22 protein-coding genes are annotated in these 22,902 nt (G+C 68.9%); 14 read left to right on the forward strand and 8 right to left on the reverse strand.

Annotated features, from left to right (window positions below):
• Positions 1 to 4 precede the first annotated feature (4 nt).
• Positions 5 to 535 (forward strand): CGNR zinc finger domain-containing protein, encoded by a 531-nt coding sequence (locus tag HQ325_RS06130; RefSeq protein WP_222627317.1) that lies wholly within the window; start codon positions 5 to 7, stop codon positions 533 to 535.
• Positions 536 to 581: 46 nt separating this feature from the next.
• Here the strand turns inward: HQ325_RS06130 and HQ325_RS06135 are convergent, their stop codons facing one another.
• The 6 genes from HQ325_RS06135 to HQ325_RS06160 all read right to left on the reverse strand — a co-directional run bounded on the left by HQ325_RS06135 (position 582) and on the right by HQ325_RS06160 (position 6,356).
• Positions 582 to 1,802, reverse strand: coding sequence for an ABC transporter permease (locus HQ325_RS06135; RefSeq protein WP_222627319.1), 1,221 nt, complete (start codon positions 1,800 to 1,802; stop codon positions 582 to 584).
• Positions 1,799 to 2,695: an ABC transporter ATP-binding protein gene (locus HQ325_RS06140; protein WP_222627321.1), complete on the reverse strand. Its 897-nt coding sequence runs from the start codon at positions 2,693 to 2,695 to the stop codon at positions 1,799 to 1,801. The genes HQ325_RS06135 and HQ325_RS06140 overlap by 4 nt, the downstream gene beginning before the upstream one ends.
• Complete coding sequence (locus HQ325_RS06145) at positions 2,692 to 3,258, reverse strand: hypothetical protein (protein WP_222627323.1); 567 nt, start codon at positions 3,256 to 3,258, stop codon at positions 2,692 to 2,694. The genes HQ325_RS06140 and HQ325_RS06145 overlap by 4 nt, the downstream gene beginning before the upstream one ends.
• Complete coding sequence (locus HQ325_RS06150) at positions 3,255 to 3,542, reverse strand: helix-turn-helix transcriptional regulator (protein ID WP_222627325.1); 288 nt, start codon at positions 3,540 to 3,542, stop codon at positions 3,255 to 3,257. Before HQ325_RS06150 ends, HQ325_RS06145 begins: the two co-directional genes overlap by 4 nt.
• 91 nt (positions 3,543 to 3,633) lie before the next feature.
• On the reverse strand, positions 3,634 to 5,274 hold the full coding sequence (locus HQ325_RS06155; protein WP_222627327.1) for an ABC-F family ATP-binding cassette domain-containing protein: 1,641 nt from the start codon (positions 5,272 to 5,274) through the stop codon (positions 3,634 to 3,636).
• A complete protein-coding gene (locus HQ325_RS06160; RefSeq protein ID WP_222627329.1) occupies positions 5,271 to 6,356 on the reverse strand; it encodes an NAD(P)-binding domain-containing protein in 1,086 nt (361 codons plus the stop codon). Before HQ325_RS06160 ends, HQ325_RS06155 begins: the two co-directional genes overlap by 4 nt.
• Before the next feature lie 93 nt (positions 6,357 to 6,449).
• Between HQ325_RS06160 and HQ325_RS06165 the strand changes: the two genes are divergently transcribed.
• The 13 genes from HQ325_RS06165 (at position 6,450) to HQ325_RS06225 (ending at position 20,136) form a co-directional block, all read left to right on the forward strand.
• Positions 6,450 to 7,184, forward strand: a complete 735-nt coding sequence (locus tag HQ325_RS06165) for an enoyl-CoA hydratase (RefSeq protein WP_308014276.1) — start codon at positions 6,450 to 6,452, stop codon at positions 7,182 to 7,184.
• Positions 7,185 to 7,343: 159 nt separating this feature from the next.
• The gene (locus HQ325_RS06170; RefSeq protein ID WP_222627334.1) at positions 7,344 to 9,026 is read left to right on the forward strand and encodes a cytosine permease; all 1,683 of its coding nucleotides are present in this window, start codon (positions 7,344 to 7,346) and stop codon (positions 9,024 to 9,026) included.
• Positions 9,027 to 9,077: 51 nt separating this feature from the next.
• Positions 9,078 to 10,199 carry an MBL fold metallo-hydrolase gene (locus HQ325_RS06175; protein ID WP_308014277.1) on the forward strand — a complete coding sequence of 374 codons (1,122 nt, stop codon included), beginning with the start codon at positions 9,078 to 9,080 and terminating at the stop codon, positions 10,197 to 10,199.
• Between the two features lie 5 nt (positions 10,200 to 10,204).
• Positions 10,205 to 10,393, forward strand: coding sequence for an antitoxin (locus HQ325_RS06180; protein WP_042575922.1), 189 nt, complete (start codon positions 10,205 to 10,207; stop codon positions 10,391 to 10,393).
• Positions 10,394 to 10,417: 24 nt separating this feature from the next.
• The gene (locus HQ325_RS06185) at positions 10,418 to 12,049 is read left to right on the forward strand and encodes a Na+/H+ antiporter (protein WP_222627336.1); all 1,632 of its coding nucleotides are present in this window, start codon (positions 10,418 to 10,420) and stop codon (positions 12,047 to 12,049) included.
• Between the two features lie 77 nt (positions 12,050 to 12,126).
• Entirely contained in the window at positions 12,127 to 13,308 is a 1,182-nt protein-coding gene (locus tag HQ325_RS06190; protein WP_222628967.1) for a lipase family protein, read from the forward strand.
• Entirely contained in the window at positions 13,305 to 14,477 is a 1,173-nt protein-coding gene (locus tag HQ325_RS06195) for a sensor histidine kinase (protein ID WP_374107189.1), read from the forward strand. The genes HQ325_RS06190 and HQ325_RS06195 overlap by 4 nt, the downstream gene beginning before the upstream one ends.
• Before the next feature lie 33 nt (positions 14,478 to 14,510).
• A complete protein-coding gene (locus HQ325_RS06200; RefSeq protein ID WP_222627339.1) occupies positions 14,511 to 15,335 on the forward strand; it encodes a LytTR family DNA-binding domain-containing protein in 825 nt (274 codons plus the stop codon).
• A gap of 17 nt (positions 15,336 to 15,352) precedes the next feature.
• A complete protein-coding gene (locus tag HQ325_RS06205; RefSeq protein WP_222627341.1) occupies positions 15,353 to 15,709 on the forward strand; it encodes a hypothetical protein in 357 nt (118 codons plus the stop codon).
• Between the two features lie 31 nt (positions 15,710 to 15,740).
• On the forward strand, positions 15,741 to 17,474 hold the full coding sequence (locus HQ325_RS06210; RefSeq protein ID WP_222627343.1) for a cation acetate symporter: 1,734 nt from the start codon (positions 15,741 to 15,743) through the stop codon (positions 17,472 to 17,474).
• Positions 17,475 to 17,687: 213 nt separating this feature from the next.
• On the forward strand, positions 17,688 to 17,978 hold the full coding sequence (locus HQ325_RS06215) for a DUF485 domain-containing protein (protein WP_222628972.1): 291 nt from the start codon (positions 17,688 to 17,690) through the stop codon (positions 17,976 to 17,978).
• Complete coding sequence (locus tag HQ325_RS06220) at positions 17,975 to 19,636, forward strand: cation acetate symporter (RefSeq protein ID WP_308014279.1); 1,662 nt, start codon at positions 17,975 to 17,977, stop codon at positions 19,634 to 19,636. Before HQ325_RS06215 ends, HQ325_RS06220 begins: the two co-directional genes overlap by 4 nt.
• A 68-nt stretch (positions 19,637 to 19,704) precedes the next feature.
• Positions 19,705 to 20,136, forward strand: a complete 432-nt coding sequence (locus tag HQ325_RS06225) for an SRPBCC family protein (RefSeq protein WP_222627345.1) — start codon at positions 19,705 to 19,707, stop codon at positions 20,134 to 20,136.
• A 3-nt stretch (positions 20,137 to 20,139) separates the two neighbouring features.
• On the opposite strand, the gene HQ325_RS06230 is transcribed toward HQ325_RS06225, so the two are convergent.
• Both HQ325_RS06230 and HQ325_RS06235 read right to left on the reverse strand, forming a co-directional pair.
• Entirely contained in the window at positions 20,140 to 20,871 is a 732-nt protein-coding gene (locus HQ325_RS06230) for an energy-coupling factor transporter transmembrane protein EcfT (protein WP_222627347.1), read from the reverse strand.
• Positions 20,868 to 22,856, reverse strand: coding sequence for an ATP-binding cassette domain-containing protein (locus tag HQ325_RS06235; protein WP_222627349.1), 1,989 nt, complete (start codon positions 22,854 to 22,856; stop codon positions 20,868 to 20,870). The genes HQ325_RS06230 and HQ325_RS06235 overlap by 4 nt, the downstream gene beginning before the upstream one ends.
• Between the last annotated feature and the right edge of the window lie 46 nt (positions 22,857 to 22,902).

The raw sequence follows: 22,902 nt of genomic DNA on the forward strand, positions 1-22,902 counted from the left end.
TCTTGTGCACCTCAACCCTTACGGAGAATACGCGGTCCGGCTTGCCGTCGACATCGTGAACTCGCCCCCGACCGATGCCGTGGAGTTCGAGCGTCGGTGCCTCGAGGCGGGGATGTCCGACGACACGGTGGCCATGCACACCGACCTCTCTCGGGCGGAGGTGTTCTTCGGGGAGTGGCTCGGCGTGGTCGACGCACCGACGCACGAGCAGCGCGCGCTCGCACTCAACGCGCTGCTCGCCCAGACCTCCGCCTACCCGAGGCTGACGAACCACGCCGACGACGGCTGGCACCTGCACTACCGGGATCCGGATCTGCCACTCGCGGACGTCGTGCGCGCACTGGTGAGCGTCGGTACGGCGCTGCATCTGGTCGGCCGCGGAATGCACCGTCTCGGTCGGTGCTCGGCGGGCGATTGCGACCGTGTCTACGCCGACTTCTCGCGCACCGGTCGCCAACGGTACTGCGGCACGGCCTGTTCCAACCGTGACGCGGTCCGGCGGCACCGAGCGAAGGCTACCGCCCCGGCGTCCTGAACCGTCCCCGTCGCTCGGGCCGGCGGACGCTCGGGTCGGCGTGCGATCAGGCGCGCCCGAGCGCCTCCTTCCAGGACACGGTGCGGCCGATGCGCAGGATGGAGCGCTGGTAGATCTTGGCCGCGACGACGGCGAGAACGAGGGTCGCGACGATCATCAGCACGATGGTGCCGACGATCTGGATCGGGTCCGCGACGCCCGCCGCGATGCGCAGCGGCATGAGGATGGCGGAGAACGGGGGAATCCACGACAGAACGGTCGGCAGTGTCGCTCCCGGATCGTCGATGGACGAGAACGCCGCGAAGAACATCGCGAGGATCACGATCAGCAGCGGCATGGTCGTCGAGTTGACGTCCTCCTGGCGCGACACCATGGAGCCGCCGGCGGCGTAGAGCACCGCGAAGAACGCGAAGCCCAGCACGAACCAGCCGATCGTGGAGACGAAGACGCTGACGGCGGTACCGGTGACCGTGAGTGTGCCGGTGGCCGTGCCCGCGATCAGGCCGGCGGCGCCGTACGCGGTGAGCTGGACCAGTCCGACCACGCCGATGCCGATCACCTTGCCCCACAGCAACTGCAACGGGCGCACGGTGGAGAGGAGCAGTTCGACGACCCGGGACGACTTCTCCTCCACGACACCCATCGCGACGTACATGCCGAAGGTGATGATCTGGGCGTACAGCAGGATGACGGCGATGAAACTCAGCGCGAGTCGCTGACCCTGTGCGGGATCGGGCGGATCGACGGCCTCGACCGTGACCGTGGCGGCGCTCGTCGCCGAGGTGACCGCGGCGGGATCGACTCCCAGCCCGGTGAGCGCGTCGTTCTGCGCCTGCGCTGCGACCGCGCTGTCGATGACGGCCTTCAGGGTGCCGTCGACGGTGTCCTCGGTGACGGCCGTGTACGCGCCGCCGGTCCCGGGGACGAGCGCCACGTCCACGTCGCCGTCGGTGACCTGCGTGCGAGCCTCGTCCACCGAGCCGATCTCGCGGACCTCGACGGGAGCGCCGAGTTGATCGCCCACCGCGGTGAGGGTCTGGGACAGGCTCTGGTCACCGACGAGGCCGAGGGGCGTCCGGTCCTCGGAATCGCTGCCGCCGGAGAAGATCGAGAACGCGACGATGCCGCCGACGATGACCAGCAGCACGATGGCATTGGAGATCAGGAAGCTCTTCTTCCGGACCTGGACGTCGAACTCGCGCCGGGCGACGAGCGCGATGGCTCGTCCCGCCGAGAGCGGTGATCGGGTGGTCGATTTCTCGCTCATGCCACTACCTCTCGGTACAGGTCGGTCAGGGACGGTGTGCTGCGGGCGAACTCGTGCACGGGGCCGGTGGCGAGCGCCGCGGCGAGCACCGCCTGGTCGTCCGCCTCGGGTGCGAGCGACAGGCTGGTGCGCCCGTCGGAGTGCGACACGGTGGTGACCCCGGTCAACGCATCGGCCCAGCCGGAAGGAGCGGCCGGGGCGTGCACCTCGAGGGTGGTGCCGGACTTGCCGCGCAGTTCGTCGACGTTGCCCACGGCCTTCATCCGACCGGAGCCGATGATGCCGACCCGATCACACAGGCGCTGCACCAGATCGAGCTGGTGGCTCGAGAACAGCACGGGAACACCCGTGCGGGCCTTCTCGAGCAGTACTTCGCTCATGGTGTCGACGGCCACCGGGTCGAGACCGGAGAAGGGCTCGTCGAGCACCAGGACGGCGGGATCGTGAATCAGGGCTGCCGCCAACTGGACTCGCTGTTGGTTACCCAGCGACAGTGAATCGACGGTGTCGTTCACCCGGCCGTCGATGCCGAGGCGCTCGGTCCACGTCGCCACCGCGGTGGAGGCGTCGGACGTGGAGAGTCCGTGCAGCTCGGCCAGGTACTTCAGCTGTGCTCCCACCTTCATCTTCGGGTACAGCCCACGCTCCTCCGGCATGTAGCCGATGGTGCGGCGCACGTTCAGGTCGATGGGCTGCCCGTTCAGGCGCGCCTCTCCCGAATCTGCTCCCAGCACGCCGAGAGTGATGCGCATCGTCGTCGTCTTGCCTGCACCGTTGCTGCCGACGAACCCGAACACCTCGCCGGGATTCACCGTGAACCCGACGCCGTCGAGTGCGACGGTCTCGCCGTATCTCTTGTGCAGGTCGTCGATCTCGAGAGTCGAGCCGCTCATGCTGGTCCTTCCTCGGGGGAGTGGGATGTGGGAGTAAGGAATTCGTCCGGATCGTCGACCGGCGCCGTCCATGCGAGGATGATGCCGGGAGAGCAGATCCCGACAAGTAGACCACTCAGTATGATGACGCTGCCACCGAGGGCGAGTCGGGGATTGTCGGTGAACGACGTCGCCCACATCAGTGCCAGCGCCGGAACCATCACGGTGCCCTGGGTGATCGCGAACCCGATGGAGCGAGCCGCGTTGCGCCGCTCCAGGTCCCACTCGTCGAGAGCGTCGGCGGGAGCATCGCTGCGGCGGCCGGTGACCATCTGCAACGTCGTCCACGACACGATCATGACGATCGCGCCCGGTAGCGCCGTGAGCGGTGCCCACTCGGGTCCGACGAGGATGAACACCGCCGACGCCGCGAGCGCAGCGAGGGAGGCGACGAGAATCCACACCAGGAGCCGACGCCGCGACCGGGTACGCCAACCGGGGAGGTAGTGGGCGTATCGTGCCTCGTTCTGCAGGTATCGACGGGTGCGGAACGCCTGGTAGCGCTCGAGAACGGTGTCGCTCATCGTGGTGTTCCTTCCTCGGGTCGACCTCGCCGGTAGACCTCCGTGGACAGGGGTGCGAACTCGGTACGTGAGAACACTGCCTCGATCGGCAGCCCGAACACGTCGCAGATGCGCATCGCGAGATCGAGGCTCGGGTAGTGGTCGCCGCGTTCGAGTGCGCCGACCGTCTGCGGGTTGACCTCGACGAAATCCGCGAGCTGAGCCCGGGTCATCCGACGCTCGGCGCGCAGCACACCGATGCGGTTGTGGATGGGGAGCGTGGTCCCGCGTTTGACCGGACTCATGCATCGAAGTGTTGTATAAACCTAACGATGTGTCAATACCTCAGTCGGTTCTGTCTCGCCCGACCGTGCATCGCGGATCCGCCGCCGGCCGTCAGTTCTGGTGCAGCACGCCCTCGGCGACGGTCCACCGCCGTGTGCTGCGCACCGAGTCGAGCATCCGCCGATCATGGGTGACCAGGAGCAGCGTGCCCTCGTAGGACTCGAGTGCCGATTCGAGCTGTTCGATGGCGGGGACGTCGAGGTGATTGGTGGGCTCGTCGAGAACCAGCAGGTTCACCCCACGGGCCTGGAGCAGCGCGAGTCCCGCACGGGTGCGCTCACCGGGGGACAGGGACGCCGACGGCCGCAGGGCGGCCTGTCCGCGCAGACCGAATTTCGCGAGCAGTGTGCGGACGTCGGCGTCCGGCCAGTCCGGAACGGAGGCCGCCAGCGCGTCGGCGACCGAGTCGGATCCGTCGAAAGCGGAACGCGCCTGGTCCATCTCGCCGATCTCCACGCCGGAGCCGATGCTCACGGATCCACTCGTCGGCGTGATGCGCCCCAGTAGCAGGTGTAAGAGGGTGGTCTTACCCGAGCCGTTGGCACCGGTGACGACGATGCGGTCCCCGGAATCGACCTGCGCCGTCACCGGACCGAGCCGGAACGCGCCCCGCTCCACGACGGCGGAGTTCACGGAGACGACGACACTCCCGCTGCGGGGCGCCGCCGCGATCTCCATGCGCAGTTCCCACTCCTTGCGCGGCTCCTCGACGACGTCGAGCCGTTCGATGCGGCGCTGGGTCTGGCGCGCCTTCGCGGCTTGCTTCTCCGTCGATTCGGCGCGGACCTTCCGGCTCGCCTTGTCGTTGTCCGTGCTCTTGCGTCGAGCGTTCCGCACGCCGTGCTCGAGCCAGTTCCGTTGCATCCGAGCGCGATCCTCGAGCCCGGACCTGGTGTCGGCGTACTGCTCGAACTCTTCCCGTGCGTGACGACGCGCCACGTCGCGCTCGACGAGGTAGGCCTCGTACCCGCCGTCGTAGACCGCAATCTGCTGCTGCGCCAGGTCCAGCTCGACGATGCCGGTGACGGTACGCGCCAAGAACTCACGATCGTGACTGACGATCATCACGGCGCACTGAGTACTCGTGACGAAGTTCTCGAGCTGGTCCAGTCCCGCGAGATCCAGATCGTTGGTGGGCTCGTCGAGAAGCAGGACGTCGTAGCGCGCCAACAGGATTCCCGCGAGTGACGCGCGGGCCGCCTGCCCACCGGACAGGGCGGACATCTCGGTGTCGAGCGCCGCGTCCAGGCCCAGGCCGGCGAGCACCGACTCGGCCCGCTCGGGCAGATCGGCGCCGCCGAGCGCCAACCACCGCTCCAGTGCCGGTGTGTAGAGATCGTCCGACGCGCTCGCGTCGCCGAGCGTCTCCGCCGCCGCGTTCATCGCGTCCTCGGCCGCGCGCACTCCGGTGCGGCGCTGCAGGAACATCTCGACGGTCTCACCGGGTACGCGGGAGACCTCCTGCGCCAGATGGCCGACGGTGGCGTCCGACGGGGTGAGCGTGACCGTGCCGTCGTGGTCGACCCCGGTCGCCGTGCCCGCCAGCAGGCCGAGCAGCGTCGACTTGCCGGCGCCGTTCGCGCCGACCAGCCCGACGACGTCGCCGGGTCCGACGGTGAGGTCGAGACCGTCGAACAGCGTGCGCTCGCCGCGATAGGCGGACAGGTCGTCGACACGGACCACGGCACTCACGTCTCGCCCAGCTCCTGAAGTAGTTCCCGCACGGCCGTGCGTCCCGCACGGTTGGCGCCGATGGTGCTGGCCGACGGACCGTATCCGATCAGATGGACGGTGGGCCGCGCGGCCACTCGAGTGGCCGACGCGCCGGTCATCGTGATGCCGCCGCCCGGCCCGCGTAGTCGGAGTGGCGCGAGGTGATCGAGCGCGCTGCGAAACCCGGTGGCCCACAGAATGACGTCCGCCCGGGTGGAGGTGCCGTCGTCCCACCGCACCCCGTCGGGGGTGACCTCCGCGAACATGGGCCGCCGTGCCAGGACGCCGCGATCTCGGGCCTCGTGCAGGCTCGGGGTGAGGATCAGACCGGTCACCGACACCACCGATCCCGGCGGCAGTCCGCGGCGCACCCGATCCTCTACCTGTGCGACGGCGGCGCGGCCGACCTCGGGCGTGAAGTCCCGCTCGAGGAAGACGGGCTCGCGGCGGGTCACCCAGGTCGTCGTGGTCACCCGCGAGATCTCGTCGAGCAACTGCACCGCGGAGATCCCGCCTCCGACGACGACGACGTGCTCGCCGCGGAAGTCCTCCGCCGAGGTGTAGTCGCGCGTGTGCAGTTGTCGCCCCGTGAACGTCTCCATGCCGGGGTAGCGCGGGACGAACGGGTGCTCCCAGGTGCCGGTGCAGTTGATCAGTCCGCGTGCGTGGACGTCGCCCTGCTCGGCCTCCACCCGGTACCGCATCGTCGTCTCGTCCCGGTCGCAGACGACCGACACCCGTCCCGGCCGCCGCACGGGCAGCGCGAAGTGCTTCTCGTACGCCGCGTAGTACTCGGGCACCGCCGACGACGCGGGCACGTGCGCGGGGTCGACGTCGGGGGCCAGCATGTCCGCGAACGCCATGCCCGGAAGGTCGTGCACCCCGTTGACGGTCTCGAGGGTCAGGGAGGGCCAGCGGAACTGCCACGCCCCACCAGGTGCCGGCGCACCGTCGAGCACGACGTAGTCCTCCCATGCCCGCAGCCCCGCTCGCTGCAGGAAATAGGCCGCGGACAGACCGGACTGCCCGGCTCCGATCACGGCGACGTCGACAGGATGCACGCGTCAAGTACACCAGCCAGGCGCCCACACCCGCTAAATTGGCTTCGGGGGGTCTCACAGAACATGTCGTTCCACGCAGAGAGAAGACACAACGTGACCATTGGTATCACCAGGAACGGCGCGGTTCTCACCGTGGAACTGCAGCGACCGGAGCGTCGCAACGCTCTGAACACGGCTCTGTGCACCGAAGTGCGCGAGGCGGTGGAGTCTGCCGAGGCGGACGGCACCCGCGTCGTCGTGATCACCGGCGAGGGCACGAGCTTCTGCGCGGGCGCCGATCTCTCGGGCGAGGCGATCGCCGACGAGTTCCCCGAGGCGCTGCTGTCGATGAACCGCGCGCTCCAGACCGTGTCGGTCCCGGTCATCGCCGCCGTGAACGGGCCTGCTGTGGGCGCGGGCACGCAGTTGGCCATCGCCGCAGATCTGCGGGTGGTCGATTCGGGCGCCTTCTTCGCCATTCCCTCCACGAAACTGGCCATCGCGGTGGACAACTGGACCGTCAAACGGCTGGTGTCGCTGGCCGGCGGCGGTCCTGCCCGGACCGTGCTGCTGGGCGCCGAGCAGTTGTCCGCGGAGCAGGCGCTGGCGTGCGGACTGGCCAACAAACTCGGCGGGCTCGACGTCGCGCACGCGTGGGCCGAGGAGATCGCCCAGCTGGCGCCGTTGTCTCTGCGTCACCTCAAACTCGTCTTCAACGACGACGGCACCCGTGACGAGGCGAACGCCACGCAGCTCGACGCGTTCGCGGCCGCCTGGGCGAGCAACGACGCCGTGGAGGCGCGGATCGCTCGCAAGGAGAAGCGGCCCCCGGTGTTTCAGGGGCAGTGACACGTCGGGGTCGCTGACCTGCTGATTCGGACAAAAGCGGCGCCTCGGCATCACGTAACGCACTCGACACAGAGTGCGTACAGTCCGGCAACACGGCGTTCCTACGGTCATCTCGCATCGCGCCGCCACGGCGTGCGACACGACCGGAGGCACCCGACCATGACCGCTCTCGGAGACGTTCCACCCGACTCCACGCTCACGTCCGACACTCGGAAGCAATCGGCGGCACTCAAGGAGACGCTCGAGGACTACACTCTGCGCTTCGCTCCGCGCAGCTACCGCAAGTGGGGGACCGGCGTCGTGGCGACGTCGGCTCTCGGCGGCATCGCCTACCTCGCGGACTTCGCCATCGGCGCCAACATCGGCATCTCGTACGGCACCGGCAACGCGCTCTGGGGCATCCTGGTGTTCGCGGTGGTCATCTTTCTCACGGGTCTGCCGCTCGCCTACTACGCGGCGCGCTACAACATCGACCTCGATCTGATCACACGCGGAAGCGGATTCGGCTACTACGGGTCGGTGGTCACCAACGTCATCTTCGCGACGTTCACGTTCATCTTCTTCGCGCTCGAGGGTTCGATCATGGCCCAGGGCCTGGAATTGGGGCTGAACTTCCCGCTGCCCATCGGGTACGCGGTGTCCACCCTGATGGTCATCCCGTTGGTCATCTACGGCATGAAGGCGCTCGCCACACTGCAGGTGTGGACGACCCCGCTGTGGCTGATCCTGATGGTGCTGCCGTTCGTCTATCTCGTGGTGAGCAATCCCGACTCCATCGGTCAGTTCATGGCCTACGGGGGCGCCGACGGTGCGGCCGGTACCGGCGTGAACCTCGGATCCGTCATGCTCGCAGCGGGTGTCTGTCTCTCGTTGATCGCCCAGATCGCGGAGCAGATCGACTACCTGCGCTTCATGCCGCCCAAGACGCCGGAGAACTCGCGCCGCTGGTGGACGGCGGTTCTCCTTGCCGGACCGGGCTGGGTCATCTTCGGTGCGCTCAAGCAGATCGTCGGCCTGTTCCTCGCCGTGTACCTCATCGCGAACGTCGTGGACGGATCGTCGATCGCCAACGAGCCGGTGCACCAGTTCCTCGAGATCTACGAGAACTTCATGCCGGGCTGGCTCGCCATGACCCTCGCCGTGGTGCTCGTGGTCATCTCGCAGATCAAGATCAACGTGACCAACGCGTATTCCGGCTCCCTGGCCTGGACCAACTCGTACACCCGCGTCACCAAGTCCTACCCCGGACGCATGGTCTTCGTGCTGTTCAACCTCGCGATCGCGCTGATCCTGATGGAAGCCAACATGTTCGACTTCCTCAACAACATCCTGGGGTTCTACGCGAACTGCGGTATCGCCTGGATCGCGGTGGTCGCGTCCGACATCGTGTTCAACAAGTACCTGCTGAAGCTGTCGCCGAAGGTGCCGGAGTTCCGACGGGGAATGCTCTACGCGGTGAACCCGGTCGGTTTCGGTTCCATGGCCGTGTCAGCGATCCTGTCCATCCTCGTGTTCTTCGGCGTGTTCGGGCCGGCGATCAAGCCGTACTCGCCCATCGTGGCGCTGGTGCTGGCCATCGTTCTGCCGCCCGTGCTCGCGATCGCGACCAAGGGCAAGTACTACCTGCGGCGCACCGACGACGGCATCGACCTGCCGATGTTCGACGAGTACGGCAACCCGTCCGACGCGACGCTGCTGTGTTCGGTGTCGGGTATGGAGTTCGAGCGGCCGGACATGATCGCGTCGGCCACGAAGGGACCGAACGGGGAGACGCTCTACATCTCGTCGCTGTCGCTGAGCACGGACAAGACGGGGGAGCACATCCTGCCCGAACAGACGTGAGCCGATATTTGTGAAGCCGGTACACATCAACCGTGGACTAGTGTCGGAAGCGTGAAACCAGCCACCGCAGCAGTGTCCATCGGGCTCGCCGCCGCAGGGTTGTCCTGGCTCGCGCGTGCGGCGTGGGGTGTGCCGTCCGCCGTCGGCGCCGGACGCGGCGCCATCCGTCCGTACGCCGCCGCGTCCTCGCACTACCGGGACCGGAAGTTCCACAACACTCGCAGCAGCTCGCCTGTCGCGGCGGGAGAGCAGGCGAGCATCGGAGCCGCGATGCTCACGCGCGGCCGCTCGGGACGACCCGAGCGCGCCGTGCCGCTGGCCACCCCGCTCGCGCCGACGGAGGCCGGGGACCTGGCCGTCACGTGGTTCGGGCACTCCTCGGTGGTCATCGAGATCGACGGCCACCGTGTGCTGACCGATCCGGTCTGGAGTCGGCGGGTATCACCGTCGCGGGTTCTCGGACCGGCCAGGTTGCACCCGGTACCCGTTGCGGCCGAAGCACTTCCGCAGGTGGACGCCATCGTCGTCTCGCACGATCACTACGACCACCTCGACCGTGACACGGTGACCACGCTGCTCACGTCGCAGTCGGCGCCGTTCCTGGTGCCGCTGGGGGTGGGCGCTCATCTGCGCCGCTGGAAGGTCCCCGAGGACCGGATCGTGGAACTCGACTGGAACGAGGACGTCCGCATCGGATCGCTCACCGTCACGTGCCTCGAGGCGCGGCACTTCTCGGGTCGGTCCCTGGTGCGCGACACCACGCAGTGGGCGTCGTGGTCGGTGGTGGGTCCGGAGCATCGGGCCTTTTTCGGCGGCGACACCGGTTACACCGAGGCGTTCGCGGACATCGGCGCGCGGCTCGGCCCGTTCGACGTGACCCTCTTGCCCGTCGGCGCCTACGACGATCGGTGGCCGGACATTCACATGAACCCCGAGGAGGCGGCGCGGTCGCACGGTGACCTGCAGCAGGGCGCCCCGTCCGCCGGCATCGTCGTGCCCGTCCACTGGGCGACCTTCAACCTCGCGTTCCATCCGTGGTCCGAACCTGTGGAGCGACTCCTGACGGCTGCCGAGGCGGAGCGGATCTCGGTGGTGGTGCCGATGCCGGGTCAGCGAGTCGACCTCGCGCGTCCTCTCCCGCACCGGCGTTGGTGGTCCGGCGCGGTATCGTGACGTCCATGGCACTCGTGGACAACCTCAAGAAGCTGATCGGCCAGGGCAAGAAGGCCGCCGCTCAGAACAGCGACAAGATCGAGAAGGCCGTCGACAAGGCTGCCGACTTCGCGGACAAGAAGACGCAGGGCAAGTACGCCGACAAGATCGACAAGGTCCAGGACGCCGCCAAGAAGGCGATCCCGGAGAAGTAGCAGACCCGCGCGGTAGTCGAGTCGATGGACGGGTGGCTCCTGCTTCTGGTGATCGTCGGGGCCGTCGTCATCGCCGGCTTCGCCAAGCGCCTGGACCTCCAGGTGCCCCTCGTTCTCGTCGCGGTCGGGTCCGTCGCCTCGTTCGTTCCCGGCCTGCCGCGTCCCGCTCTCGAACCCGAACTCCTTCTGGGCGTGATCCTTCCGCCCCTCCTGTACTCGACGGCGTTGAACTTCTCGTTCCGCTCGTTCAGGCATAACATCCGCTCGATCGTCCGGCTCGGCGTCGGTCTCGTCGTCGTCACGACCGTGTCGGTGGGGTACTTCTCCTACTGGCTCGTCCCGGAACTGACGCTGGGGGCCGCGCTGGTCCTCGGCGCGGTGGTCGCGCCGCCGGACGCCGTCGCCGCGGTCGCCGTGGGGCGCAAGCTGGGTCTGCCGGCCCGCATGATGGCCATCCTCACCGGCGAATCGCTCGTCAACGACGCGGCGGCCCTCACTCTGTTCACCATCACCGTCGCTTCTGTCACGGGCAGCCGGGTCGGCATCGACTCGCCGCTGCTGTTCTTCCTCTACGAGGTGGTGGGCGGCGTCGCGGTGGGATACGTCCTCAGCCGACTCGTGCGATTCGTGCGCAGCCGCATGGCGGACAGCGCGCTCGAGACCGTGCTGGGCATCCTGGTTCCGTTCACCGCCTACCTCGCCGCCGAGCAGATCCACGCCTCGGGCGTGCTCGCCGTCGTCACCGCCGGCTTCGTGCTCGGTTCGGCGCGCAGCGGTGACGCGATTCCGACGCGCATCCAGGAGCGGCACGTCTGGCCGACACTCGATCTCCTCCTCGAGACCTTCGTCTTCGCCTACATGGGCCTGCAGCTGAAGTTCGTCATCGACGACATCAGCAGCGAGGGGCTGCCCGTCCACCACATCTTCCTGTACGGACTGCTGGTGCTCGCGCTCGTGATGGCGGTACGCCCGGTGATGCTGTTCGCCGGCTCGGCCCTGCGGCGCGTCTACCACCGGGCTCGCTCCACCGACGACACGGAACTGACCTGGCGCCAGAACATCGTCCTGTCCTGGGCTGGGATGCGCGGAGTGGTGACCCTCGCCGCAGCGGCCGGCGTGCCTTTCACCACGCTGGTGGGCGACGACTTCCCGGGGCGGGGTGTCATCCAGGCCATCGCGTTCACCGTGGCTGTCGGAACCCTGCTGATCCAGGGAGTGACGCTGCCGTTGGTGATCCGACGGCTGGACATCTCCGACCCCGACGAGGCCCGGCATCTCGACGAACAGCGCGCACTCGCTCGGCAGATCGCCCGCCGTGCGGTCGAGGAGTCCCTCGACGAGGCGATGGAGAAGGTCGAGGGAACCGAGGCCGCCGACGTGGTCGATCGGGTTCGTCGTGTCATGCTGGGCCGACTTCGGACGGAACAGGACGAGGACGATCAGGAGAAGGCCGCGCGGGCGCGGTCCTCCGGCGCGGTGTTCGACCGATGGCGGCGCACGGCACTACGGCGTCAACGGGAGGCGCTGCTGGCCGCACGCGACGCGGGCGACCTCGACGACGAGGTTCTCGCCGCGGTTCTGGACGGGCTCGACATCGAGCAGGCCGCCACCGAGACACGGTTGCAGCGATTCATGGCGGAGAGAGGTCGAGAGTGAACGTGCGCAGGATCGGTTCGAGACCAGGACTGCGCGGCAGGGTCCCGGTCGTGCTGGGATCAGCACTGACGGCGTCGATGCTGATGCTGTCGGGGTGTGCGTCGTCGGATCCCGCGCCGACCCCGGGGACCGATGCGACACCCCTCTCTCCCGCACCGAGCTCTCCTGCACCCACAGGCGACGAGCGCGGCTCGCTGGTCGACGACGTGCTCCTCGGTCAGGTCGACCAGGCGGTCACGAATCTCGGCGCCACGGCGCACCGCATCACGTACCGCTCGACGTCCGGGGTGGACGGCGGCGGCGTCGACGTCACGGGAACGGTGTTCGTCCCGGCCGGCGCACCTCCCGAGGGAGGATGGCCGGTCGTGTCGGTCGGTCACGGTACGACGGGTGTCACCGACGAGTGCGCGCCGTCTCTCTATCCCAACCTGCTCGGCTCCATCGGCCTGGTGACGCCGATGCTCGAGCGAGGCGCCGTCGTGGCGGTGACGGACTACGAGGGCCTGGGCACCGACGATCCGCACCCGTACCTGAACGCGCCGTCGGCCGGCCACGACATCATCGACGCGGTCCGCGCGGCGCGGAACATCGCGCCCGGCACTGGAACTCGCTGGGCAGCGCTGGGTGTGTCGCAGGGTGGACAGGCAACCTGGGCCGCCGCGGAGATCGCGTCGGAGTACGGCGACGGTCTCGAGTTCCTCGGATCGGCCAACCTGTCCCCGGCCGCGGACGTCAGCCCGATCGCTCCGGAGTCCGGACTGGGGCAGCTCACGCTGCCGCAGAAGGCGATCATGCCGTTCGTCGTCGAGGGCTTTCTGGTCGACCACCCCGAGTACACCGACGCGGACTTCCTCAGCGGCGGACTGCTGGAGAACAAGGACGTTCTGCTGGCCTGCACGGGACCCCTCGCCGCCGGGAAATTGACGGCCGCCGCCTCCATCGGCCCGGACGACGTGCGCCCCAGCTCACCGGAGGCGTACACCGCCATTCGGGAGTGGCTGTCGGACAATGCCTTACCGCAGACACGGGCCGCGGGGCCGATGATGGTGCTGGTCGGGTCGCGAGACGATCTGATCCTCCCGCAGTGGACCGAGGCGGCGTCCCGCCGAGCGTGCGCGCAGGGCGACGTCATCGACTACCGGATCCGCGCGGACCAGGGCCACGCCGACTCGGCCGCCAACATCGAGGGCATCGACTGGGTCACCCAGCGGTTCGCCGACGACCAGCCACCGACGAACACGTGTGAACAGGTGCCGTGACAGCCACCACGGCGGTCGTCCTGCTGGTGATGGCCGCGGTCGTCGTCGGTGCGGTCGTCGTCATCACGCGCCGCGGTACGCGCCCGCTGACCACGCCCACCGAACGCGCGGTGCACGCCGCGCTGCACACCGCGTCGCTCGCGGCACGACCTCTGCGGCGGGGTCTCGACGCCGTGTCCGCCTCGGAGGCGGCGCCGCATCTGCGCACGCTGACCGGCGCTGCCGCCGTCGTGCTGGCGGGACCGGACGGGACGGTGCTCGGGCACGACGGCCCCGTCGACGGGACCCTGGACCAGTTCCCGCAGGTCGCCCGTCGCGCCGTCGACACCGAGCGTCGGGTGCTGCTGCGCACCGCCGCCACGGCGGAATCGCCGGCGTGCTCGGTGGTGGTGCAGCCGGTCCTCACCGAGGGCGCCGGCGTGGTCTGCGTGCTGGGCGTCGTCACGCTCGAGGAACCCGGTCCCGGTCTGCTCGGGGCCTGCACCGAGGTCGCGCGGTACGTCGGCGAGCAGGTCGAGCTGGCCGAACTCGACGCGAGCAGAGCTCGTCTCGACCGGGCCGAGGTCCGGGCCCTGCGCGCCCAGATCAGCCCCCACTTCATCTACAACGCGCTGACGACCATCGCGTCGTTCGTGCGGACCGATCCCGATCGTGCGCGCGAGCTGGTCCTCGAGTTCGCCGACTTCACGCGCTACTCCTTCCGCACGGCGGGGGAGTTCACGGTGCTCTCCGACGAGCTCCGCAACATCGACCGGTACCTCACGCTCGAGCGCGCGCGTTTCGGTGACTCCCTCGACGTGACGGTGCAGATCGCTCCTGAGGTGCTGGGAGTGGTGCTGCCGTTCCTGGCGCTGCAGCCCCTCGTCGAGAACGCGGTGCGCCACGGCGTCGCCGGCCGGGGACGCGGCCGCATCACCGTGATCGCGGCCGACGCGGGCACCGACGCGGCCATCAGCATCGAGGACGACGGTGTCGGCATGGATCCGGAACTGCTGCGCTCGGGCGACCTGGGTTCCGAGGAGGGGGTGCACGTCGGACTCGCCAACGTCGACGACCGGTTACGAGCCGCCTTCGGTAACGACTACGGCCTGGTGGTGGAGACCGCACCGGACGCCGGCACCAGGGTGAGTATGCGGATCCCGAAATTTCGGGCAGGCATCCGGCCCTGACGTGCACGCGCGACATGGCACGATGAAGACGCCATGAGCCCCACCCGTGCCACCGAGGCGACCACGCCCGCCGCCACCGACCGGCCCCTGCGGCTGCTCGCCGTGGACGACGAGCGGCCGGCGCTGGACGAGCTGGTCTACCTGCTGCGCCGCCACCCGTCGGTCGGATCGGTCGAGGGGGCGAGCGATGCCACCACGGCGCTGCGCATCCTGCGTGACGCGCCGGTGGACGGGGTCTTCCTCGACATCGACATGCCCGGACTCGACGGCATGGAACTCGCCGGAGTGCTGAGCAACTTCGCTGCGCCGCCCGCCGTGGTCTTCGTGACCGCCCACGACGATCGCGCCGTCGCCGCCTTCGAGATCGGGGCCGTCGACTACCTCCTCAAGCCGATCCGCGACCAGCGACTGTCCGACGCGGTCCGCCGCGTCGTCGACAAGCGTTCCGGCGCGGTGCCGGGTCCCGCGGGACGTGCCGATCAGGACGACGTGATCCCGGTGGAACTCGGCGGCGTGACGACGATGGTGCCGCGGTCCACCGTCGTCTGGGTGGAGGCCGAGGGCGACTACGCCCGCCTGCACACCACGACCGGGAACCACCTGGTGCGGATCGCCCTCTCGACGCTGGAGTCGCGGTGGGCAGACCACGGATTCCTGCGCGTCCACCGGTCGTATCTCGTGTCCGTCGGTCAGGTCGGGGGAACCCGCACCGTCGGGTCCGGACTGGTGGTCTGCCTGCGCGGTACGGGTGCCTGCCCACCCGTCGAGCTCCCGGTGAGCCGTCGCCACACCCGCGAACTGCGCGATCGGCTCGTTCGCGGCCCACGAGCGGCACTCGCCGGACAGCAGCGTTCCTGAGATGGCAGCGATCTGACATGGCGGTTCAACGAGAGAAGGTGGTGCTGGCCCAGCGCCGGGGCGCGCGCATCGTGCGCACCCGCGTGGAGGTCCAGGAGCAGACCGAGGTGGGCGAGGCCATGATCAACGGCCTGGTCCGCGCCCAGTTGGCGCTCGCGCTGCGCACCGCCGCCGTCGTGGTCCTGATCCTCGGTATCGTCCCGCTGGTGTGGGTGTTCGCGCCGGCCGCGGGTACCGCACGCATCGCCGGCATCGGAGTTCCGTGGTGGGCGCTCGCTGTCGCCGCGTACCCGATCCTGTTGGTCGCCGGGTACCTGTTCGTCCGCTCGGCCGAGCGCAACGAGCAGGAGTTCACCGAACTGGTGGAGGACTGATGTCCACGGTTCTCACGTCCGGCACGCGCTGATGGTGTCCGTTCCCACGGTGCTCGCCGTCATCTTCTCGGCGATAGCCACGGTCGCGGTGGGCGCCTACGGAGTCCGGTTGGCGCGCACCACGTCCGACTTCCTCGTGGCTTCTCGCAGCGTGGGACCGCGGTGGAATGCCGCGGCCGTGTCCGGTGAGTACCTGTCGGCCGCATCGTTTCTCGGGGTCGCGGGCCTGATCGCCAAGTACGGCGCGGACGCGCTCTGGTACCCGGTGGGGTTCACGGCCGGCTATCTCGGGCTGCTGCTGTTCGTGTCGGCGCCGTTGCGACGATCCGGCGCGTACACGGTGCCGGACTTCGCCGAGTTCCGGCTCGGCTCGGCGCGGCTCCGCACGTTGGCCATGCTGGTGGTAGCCGGGGTGTGTGCGCTCTATCTCGTCCCGCAGCTGCAGGGCGCCGGGCTCACCCTCAACATCCTTCTCGGCGTGCCCAGTTGGGTCGGCGCGGCCGTCATCGGCGTGATCGTGATCCTCAACGTCGTCGGCGGCGGCATGCGCTCCATCACGTTCGTCCAGGCGTTCCAGTACTGGCTCAAGCTGACGGCCGTCGCGGTACCGGCGCTGGTGCTCGCGGTGCACTTCGCGGCCGATCCGCGCGAGATGGGCACCCCCGCACCGCCGTCCGTGGACACCGCCACGACGGTCGACATCAGTACCGACGTCGTCGTGCAGGTGCAGGAGAACCTCGACGTCGTGGTCCGCGGCACCGTCGACGGCGCGGCGGTGGACGGACCGACGACACTCGACGCGGGCGACCACACGCTGCAGTCGGGCACGGTGCTCGAACTCGAGGCCGGATCGCCGGTCCCCGTGGTGGCGGGCGCACCGGTCGAGGGCTCCGACTGGCTCTCGCCCGGCAACGGTTTCGGTGGCCCCTTCCCCCTGTACCAGGTGTACTCGCTGATCCTCGCCACGTTCCTCGGCACGATGGGGCTGCCCCACGTCCTCGTGCGCTTCTACACCAACCCGGACGGGCCTGCGGCCCGATGGACGGCTCTGACCGTGGTGGGTCTCCTGTCGGTGTTCTACCTGTTTCCGACGGTGCTGGGTGTGTTCGCGCGCCTGTACGTTCCCCAGTTGCTGATCACCGGAGCATCCGACGCGGCCGTGCTCCTGCTCCCGTCGGCGGCCATCGACGGGGTGCCGGGGCTGCTGCTCGCCGCACTGGTCGCCGCGGGCGCGATGGCGGCGTTCCTGTCCACGTCCTCGGGACTGCTGGTGACCATCGCCGGAGTGCTCAGCACCGACGTCCTGCGCGGCCGGGTGCGGGATTTCCGGATCGCCGCGATCGTCGCCGGCACCGGTCCGCTGCTGCTGTCGGTCGGGCTGGTGACGCTCGACCTCTCCCGCACCGTCGGGCTCGTGTTCGCCGTCGCGGCGTCGACGCTGTGTCCGCTGCTGGTGCTCGGCATCTGGTGGCGCGGTCTCACCGCCGCAGGGGCCGCCGCGGGGCTGATCGTCGGCGGTGGGGTCTCGACGGCAGCGGCCTCCCTCGCCGTGCTCGGTGGGGTGTCCGACCAGCTCCTGGGTGGGTGGGCCGCGGCGATCGTCGGCTACCCGGCGGCGGTCAGCGTCCCCCTCGCGTTCGCCGTCATGGTGACGGTGTCGCTGGTGACTCGGTCCTCGATCCCGCTGGACATCGGCCGCATCATGTCGGCCATGCACGCACCCGAGCGCCTCGGGCTGGGCGTGGAGCGACTGCGCAAGCAGTGAGCGGCACGACCGTTCGTCCCGCCCGGCAGACCGTTCGGCGCACCGGCGCGCTGCTCGGCGTGTGATCGGCGCCACGCCGTATCGGTGTGATGGTGGTCTCACTACCGTCATCCGAGTATCTCCCGACACGTAGGAGCACCCGTGACCACCGCACAACCCCATTCGGGCGAACGACCCGAACCCCGGACCCCGTCCCCCCAGGACTTCGTCGACATGCAGGCCACGCCCGAGTTCCAGGAACTCAAGAAGCGTCTGCGCGGCTTCGTCTTCCCGATGGCCGCCTTCTTCCTCGTCTGGTACACGACGTACGTGCTCCTCGGGGCGTACGCACACGACTTCATGGCCACCCGCGTCTTCGGCAACATCAACGTCGGACTGCTGCTCGGACTCGGACAGTTCGTGACGACGTTCGCCATCACCGGCATCTACGTGAAGTTCGCGAACCGTGAGCTCGACCCCCGTGCCGCGAAGATCCGCGACGAACTCGAAGGACCCCTCCAGTGACCACCTACTCTGCCGCGCAGCAGTTCCTGGCCCAGCAGACGATCGAGGCCGAGACCGTCGGCAGCCCGCTCGTCAACATCTCGATCTTCGCGGTCTTCGTCATCGTGACCATGGCCGTGGTGATCAAGGCCAGCAAGAAGAACGCCACCTCCGCGGAGTTCTTCACCGCGGGCGGCGGCTTCTCCGGACCGCAGAACGGTGTCGCCATCGCCGGTGACTACCTCTCCGCGGCGAGTTTCCTCGGCATCGCGGGCGCCATCGCCGTCTACGGTTACGACGGCTTCCTGTACTCCATCGGCTTCCTCGTCGCGTGGCTCGTCGCCCTGCTCCTCGTTGCCGAGATGTTGCGCAACACCGGCAAGTTCACGATGGCCGACGTGTTGAGCTTCCGCCTCAAGCAGGGCCCGGTGCGTACCGCGGCCGCGCTGTCGACACTCACGGTGTCGTTCTTCTACCTGCTCGCGCAGATGGCCGGAGCCGGCGGCCTCGTCGCACTGCTCCTCGACATCTCGGATCGCACGGGACAGTCCATCGTCATCGCGGTCGTCGGCGTCCTCATGATCGTCTACGTCCTCGTCGGCGGTATGAAGGGCACCACCTGGGTGCAGATCATCAAGGCCGCGCTGCTCATCGCCGGTGCCGGTCTCATGACGGTGATGGTGCTGGCCAAGTTCGGCTTCAACCTGTCCGAGATCCTCGGCAGCGCGCAGACCATGGTCGGCGACTCGGTCTCCGACACCGTCGCCGCGCGTGACGTTCTCGCCCCCGGCGCCCAGTACGGCGGCTCGGCCACGTCGCAGCTGAACTTCGTCTCGCTCGGTATCGCCCTGGTGCTCGGCACCGCCGGCCTGCCGCACGTGCTCATGCGCTTCTACACGGTGCCCACCGCCAAGGAAGCCCGTCGCAGCGTCGTCTGGGCCATCGCGCTGATCGGTGCGTTCTACCTCTTCACGCTGGTGCTCGGCTACGGCGCCGCCGCCATCGTCGGACCGGACCGCATTCTCGCCGCGGCCGGCGGACAGAACGCTGCCGCACCACTTCTCGCGTTCGAGCTCGGCGGCGTGATCCTGCTGGGCGTCATCTCGGCGGTCGCCTTCGCGACGATTCTCGCGGTCGTCGCCGGCCTCACGATCACGGCGTCCGCGTCCTTCGCTCACGACATCTACGCCGGTGTCATCAAGAAGGGCAAGGTCGACGACAAGAAGCAGGTCCAGGTCTCTCGCATCACCGCCGTCGTCATCGGCATCCTCGCCATCGGTGGCGGCATCCTGGCCAACGGACAGAACATCGCCTTCCTCGTGGCGCTGGCCTTCGCGGTCGCCGCGGCGGCCAACCTGCCGACCATCCTGTACTCGCTCTTCTGGCGACGCTTCACCACGCGCGGCGCGCTGTGGAGCATGTACGGCGGTCTGATCTCCACCATCGTGCTCATCATCTTCTCCCCGGCCGTGTCCGGCTCGGCGACGGCGATGATCAAGGGTTCGGACTTCGCCTGGTTCCCCCTGTCGAACCCGGGCATCGTCTCGATCCCGCTCGCCTTCATCCTCGGCATCGTGGGAACGCTGACGAGCAAGGACAACGAGAGCACCGACAAGGCAGCGGAGATGGAGGTGCGATCCCTCACCGGCGTCGGCGCCGAGAAGCCGGTCGCTCACTAGGATTCGCCCTGGAAGTTCGGACACGATGCGGGCCACCGCGGGTGTCGTCACGCGCTAGTGTTCACGGCGTGGCGAAACTCGAGGTGGTCCGCATCGTTCCTCTGTCCGCGGAGGATGCCTGGAACGGCGCATCCGATCTGACGCGGTACGAGGAATGGCTCAGCATTCACGACGGGTGGCGCGGCGACCTGCCCGCCGAACTGTCCGAGGGCACGCAGATGGCGTCCGTGGTGTCGGTCAAGGGCATGCGGAACCGGGTGCAGTGGACCGTGAAGAAGTACTCCCCGCCGCGCGAGCTCGAGCTGAAGGGCGCGGGCAAGGGCGGGGTCAAGGTCTCGCTGACGCTCACCGTCGCGGAGAAGAAGGACGGCTCCGAGCTGAAGATGACGATCGATCTCGGCGGCGCGCCCCTGTTCGGTCCCGTGGGATCCGGTGTGGCGCGTGCGCTCAAGGGCGACATCGAGAAGTCGGTCGACACGTTCGTCACCGTCTTCTCCTGAGCGTCAGGACAGTACGACCCCCGCCGCGCACGCGGAGATCACCAGCACCAGGGCGACCGCGTCGGATCCGTGCGGGCGCCGTCGGCCCGATGTGATGCTGCCGCTGCCGCCGCGCACGGCGATGGCCTCGCCCATGTCGGCCGACCGCCGGATGGCCACCGACATGATGGCGGCCATGATGTCGATGAGGAACGTGTCCTGCGTCTTGCCGCTGCGCGTGCTCTTGCGGGGTCGCAGCTTGCGTGCGGCCACCAGCGTGTAGACATCGTCGACCAGCATCGGCAGCGACCGCAGCAGCAGAGCCATCGAGACGGCCCACTCGTCCACGGGCGCACCGATTCTGCGCAGCGGGGACAGCAGAGTGGCGATGGCCGGTGCGATGTCCGCCATCGACGTCGTCCAGGCCACGGTGAGCGTCGCCCACAGCAGCACGACGCCGAACAGGATGCCGCGGAAGTAGATCCACACGGCGTCGACGCCGACCACCGAGTTCACCGCGGCACCGAACGCGACCAGTCCCCAGAGCCACCACGGCGGAACGGGGATCGCGAACACCGGGACTCGTGCGGCGATCGCCGCGAGCAGCAGGACGACGGACACCGCGGCGAGCATCGGCCAGGTCGGGTAGACCACCAGCGACCCGCCCAGCAGCGTGACCGCCACGAGTTTCGTTCCCGCCCAGAGTCGGTGGACCGACGTCTCCCGCGGAAGTTCGCGGAGCAGCGTGCCTCTCATCGGGTCACTCCTCGTTCCATGGTGTCGTCGGTGGACCCCAGCTGCAGGGTGCCGTGGTCGAGCACGACGGTGCGCGAGCGGACGGACGCCAGGGTGTCGACGTCGTGCGAGATGATGACGAGGGTGAGCCCCGTGCGGCGCAGATGCGTGAGCAGCGCGGTGATCTCCCGTCGACCCGGCGGATCGAGTCCGGCGAGCGGTTCGTCGAGCACCAGGACGTCCGGCTTGCCCACCAGCAGTCCGGCCAGCGCTACGCGCCGCATCTGTCCACCACTCAGTTCGTCGATGCGGGCACCCGCGATGCGGCGATCGAGCCCCACCTGATCGAGAACGCGGCTGACGTCGATGGTGCCCACGTCGGTTCCCCCCGCGGCCTCGATGTCCTCGGACACCGTCCGGCGTTGTAATTGCAACCGGGCGTGCTGGAACGAGAGCGCGACCGTGCCGACGGACGACGACGTGGCCTTGCCCGAGAGCTCGCACGTGCCCTCGGAGGGCGTCGTCAGGCCGGCCATGATCCAGGCGAGCGTGGACTTGCCGGAGCCGTTGCCGCCGATGACGAGCAACCCCTCGCCGCGGTGCACCGTGAGGTCGATTCCCTCGAGCGCGCGGGTGGCCCACGGACCGCGCCGGTCGTACACGTGTCCGACGCCCCGCAGCACCAGTAGCGGCGGCCCCGGCGGCGGAAGCGGATCCGTCCGCAGCGGCGTCGACGACATCCACTGCGGGTCGTGCATCACCCGGCGGCCGCGATGCAGCCGTACGACGTCGTCGGCCAGTGCGGCCTCGGTCGCGCGATGGGTGATGAGGACGACGGCCATGCCGTGGCGGCGGGGGAGTCGGGCCAGCAGTTCGACGAGGTCGCGCTGACCTTCCGGGTCGATCATCGCGGTGGCCTCGTCGGCGACCAGCAGCCGTGGTTCGCGAGCCAGCGCCGCGGCGACGGCGAGGCGCTGCAGTTCACCGCCCGACAGGCTGCCGGTATCGCGCAGTCCGTACCCGGCCAACCCCACCTCGGCGAGCAGGGACTCGACTCGGTCCGGTGTCGGCCGCGCCGCTGCCGGCAGGCCCCACACGACGTCGTCGGCTACGCGCGTGCCCAGGATCTGGGACTCGGGGTGCTGCAGGATCATCGCGGTGCCGCCGATCAGGCCGAGCCCGGTGGAACCCGTCCGGTCGATCCTGCCGCCCGTCGGCTCGGTGCCCACCAGGATGCGAGCGAGGGTCGACTTGCCGGATCCGTTGGCGCCGACGACGGCCACGAAACGACCGGGCACGATCTCGAGATCGAGTGGGCCCAGCGCATCGTCATGGCTGCCCCGGTAGCGGTAGGTCACGCCCGTCAACCGCACGGGCACGGGGTGCGGTGCGGCCGCGTCGTCGGGGGTGACCACGACGTCGGGCAACTCGCCCCGCGACTCCAGCTCGCCGAGGCGGGACAGGGTGGCGCGCAGCACCCACCACGCGACGACGCCGCTGACGGCCGTCGACATCAGCGCCGAGACGAAGACGAGCACCCACCAGTACCCCAGCGCGAAGGACACGTAGTCGGCGACGGCCGTGGCGACGTCCTCCGCCGGTGCGAATCGGCCGACGATGTCGGCGCTCCCGCGAATCGAGTTCTCGAGCACGGTGAGGAACAGCTCGCGCAATCCGCTGAGGATCAGCAGCATCAGCACGGAGAGGGCGCCCACCACGGCGCCGGTGAGCAACGAGAGTGTGAGCACGGAGGTGAACCCACGCCCGCGTCGGACGCTCACTCCCACGATCCCGGCCAGAACTCCGGAGATCGTCATGGTCAGCGCGGTGCCGAAGCCGCCCGCGACGAACGACACGAGCATGCCGGCGGTACCGGCGACGGCGAGCGCCCGCAGGCGATGGCGCTGGGCGATGACGGCCAACGGGACGATGGCCACGATCTGCAACGCACCCGCCACGGGAATGAGGGCGCCGATCACCGAGAACGCGACGGCGAGGGCGGTCATCACCGATCCGGTCGCGAGTTCGTCCGGGTGTAGCGTCTTCGTACCG

This window comes from Rhodococcus sp. BP-349 (assembly GCF_019835845.1).
Classification (GTDB): domain Bacteria; phylum Actinomycetota; class Actinomycetes; order Mycobacteriales; family Mycobacteriaceae; genus Rhodococcoides.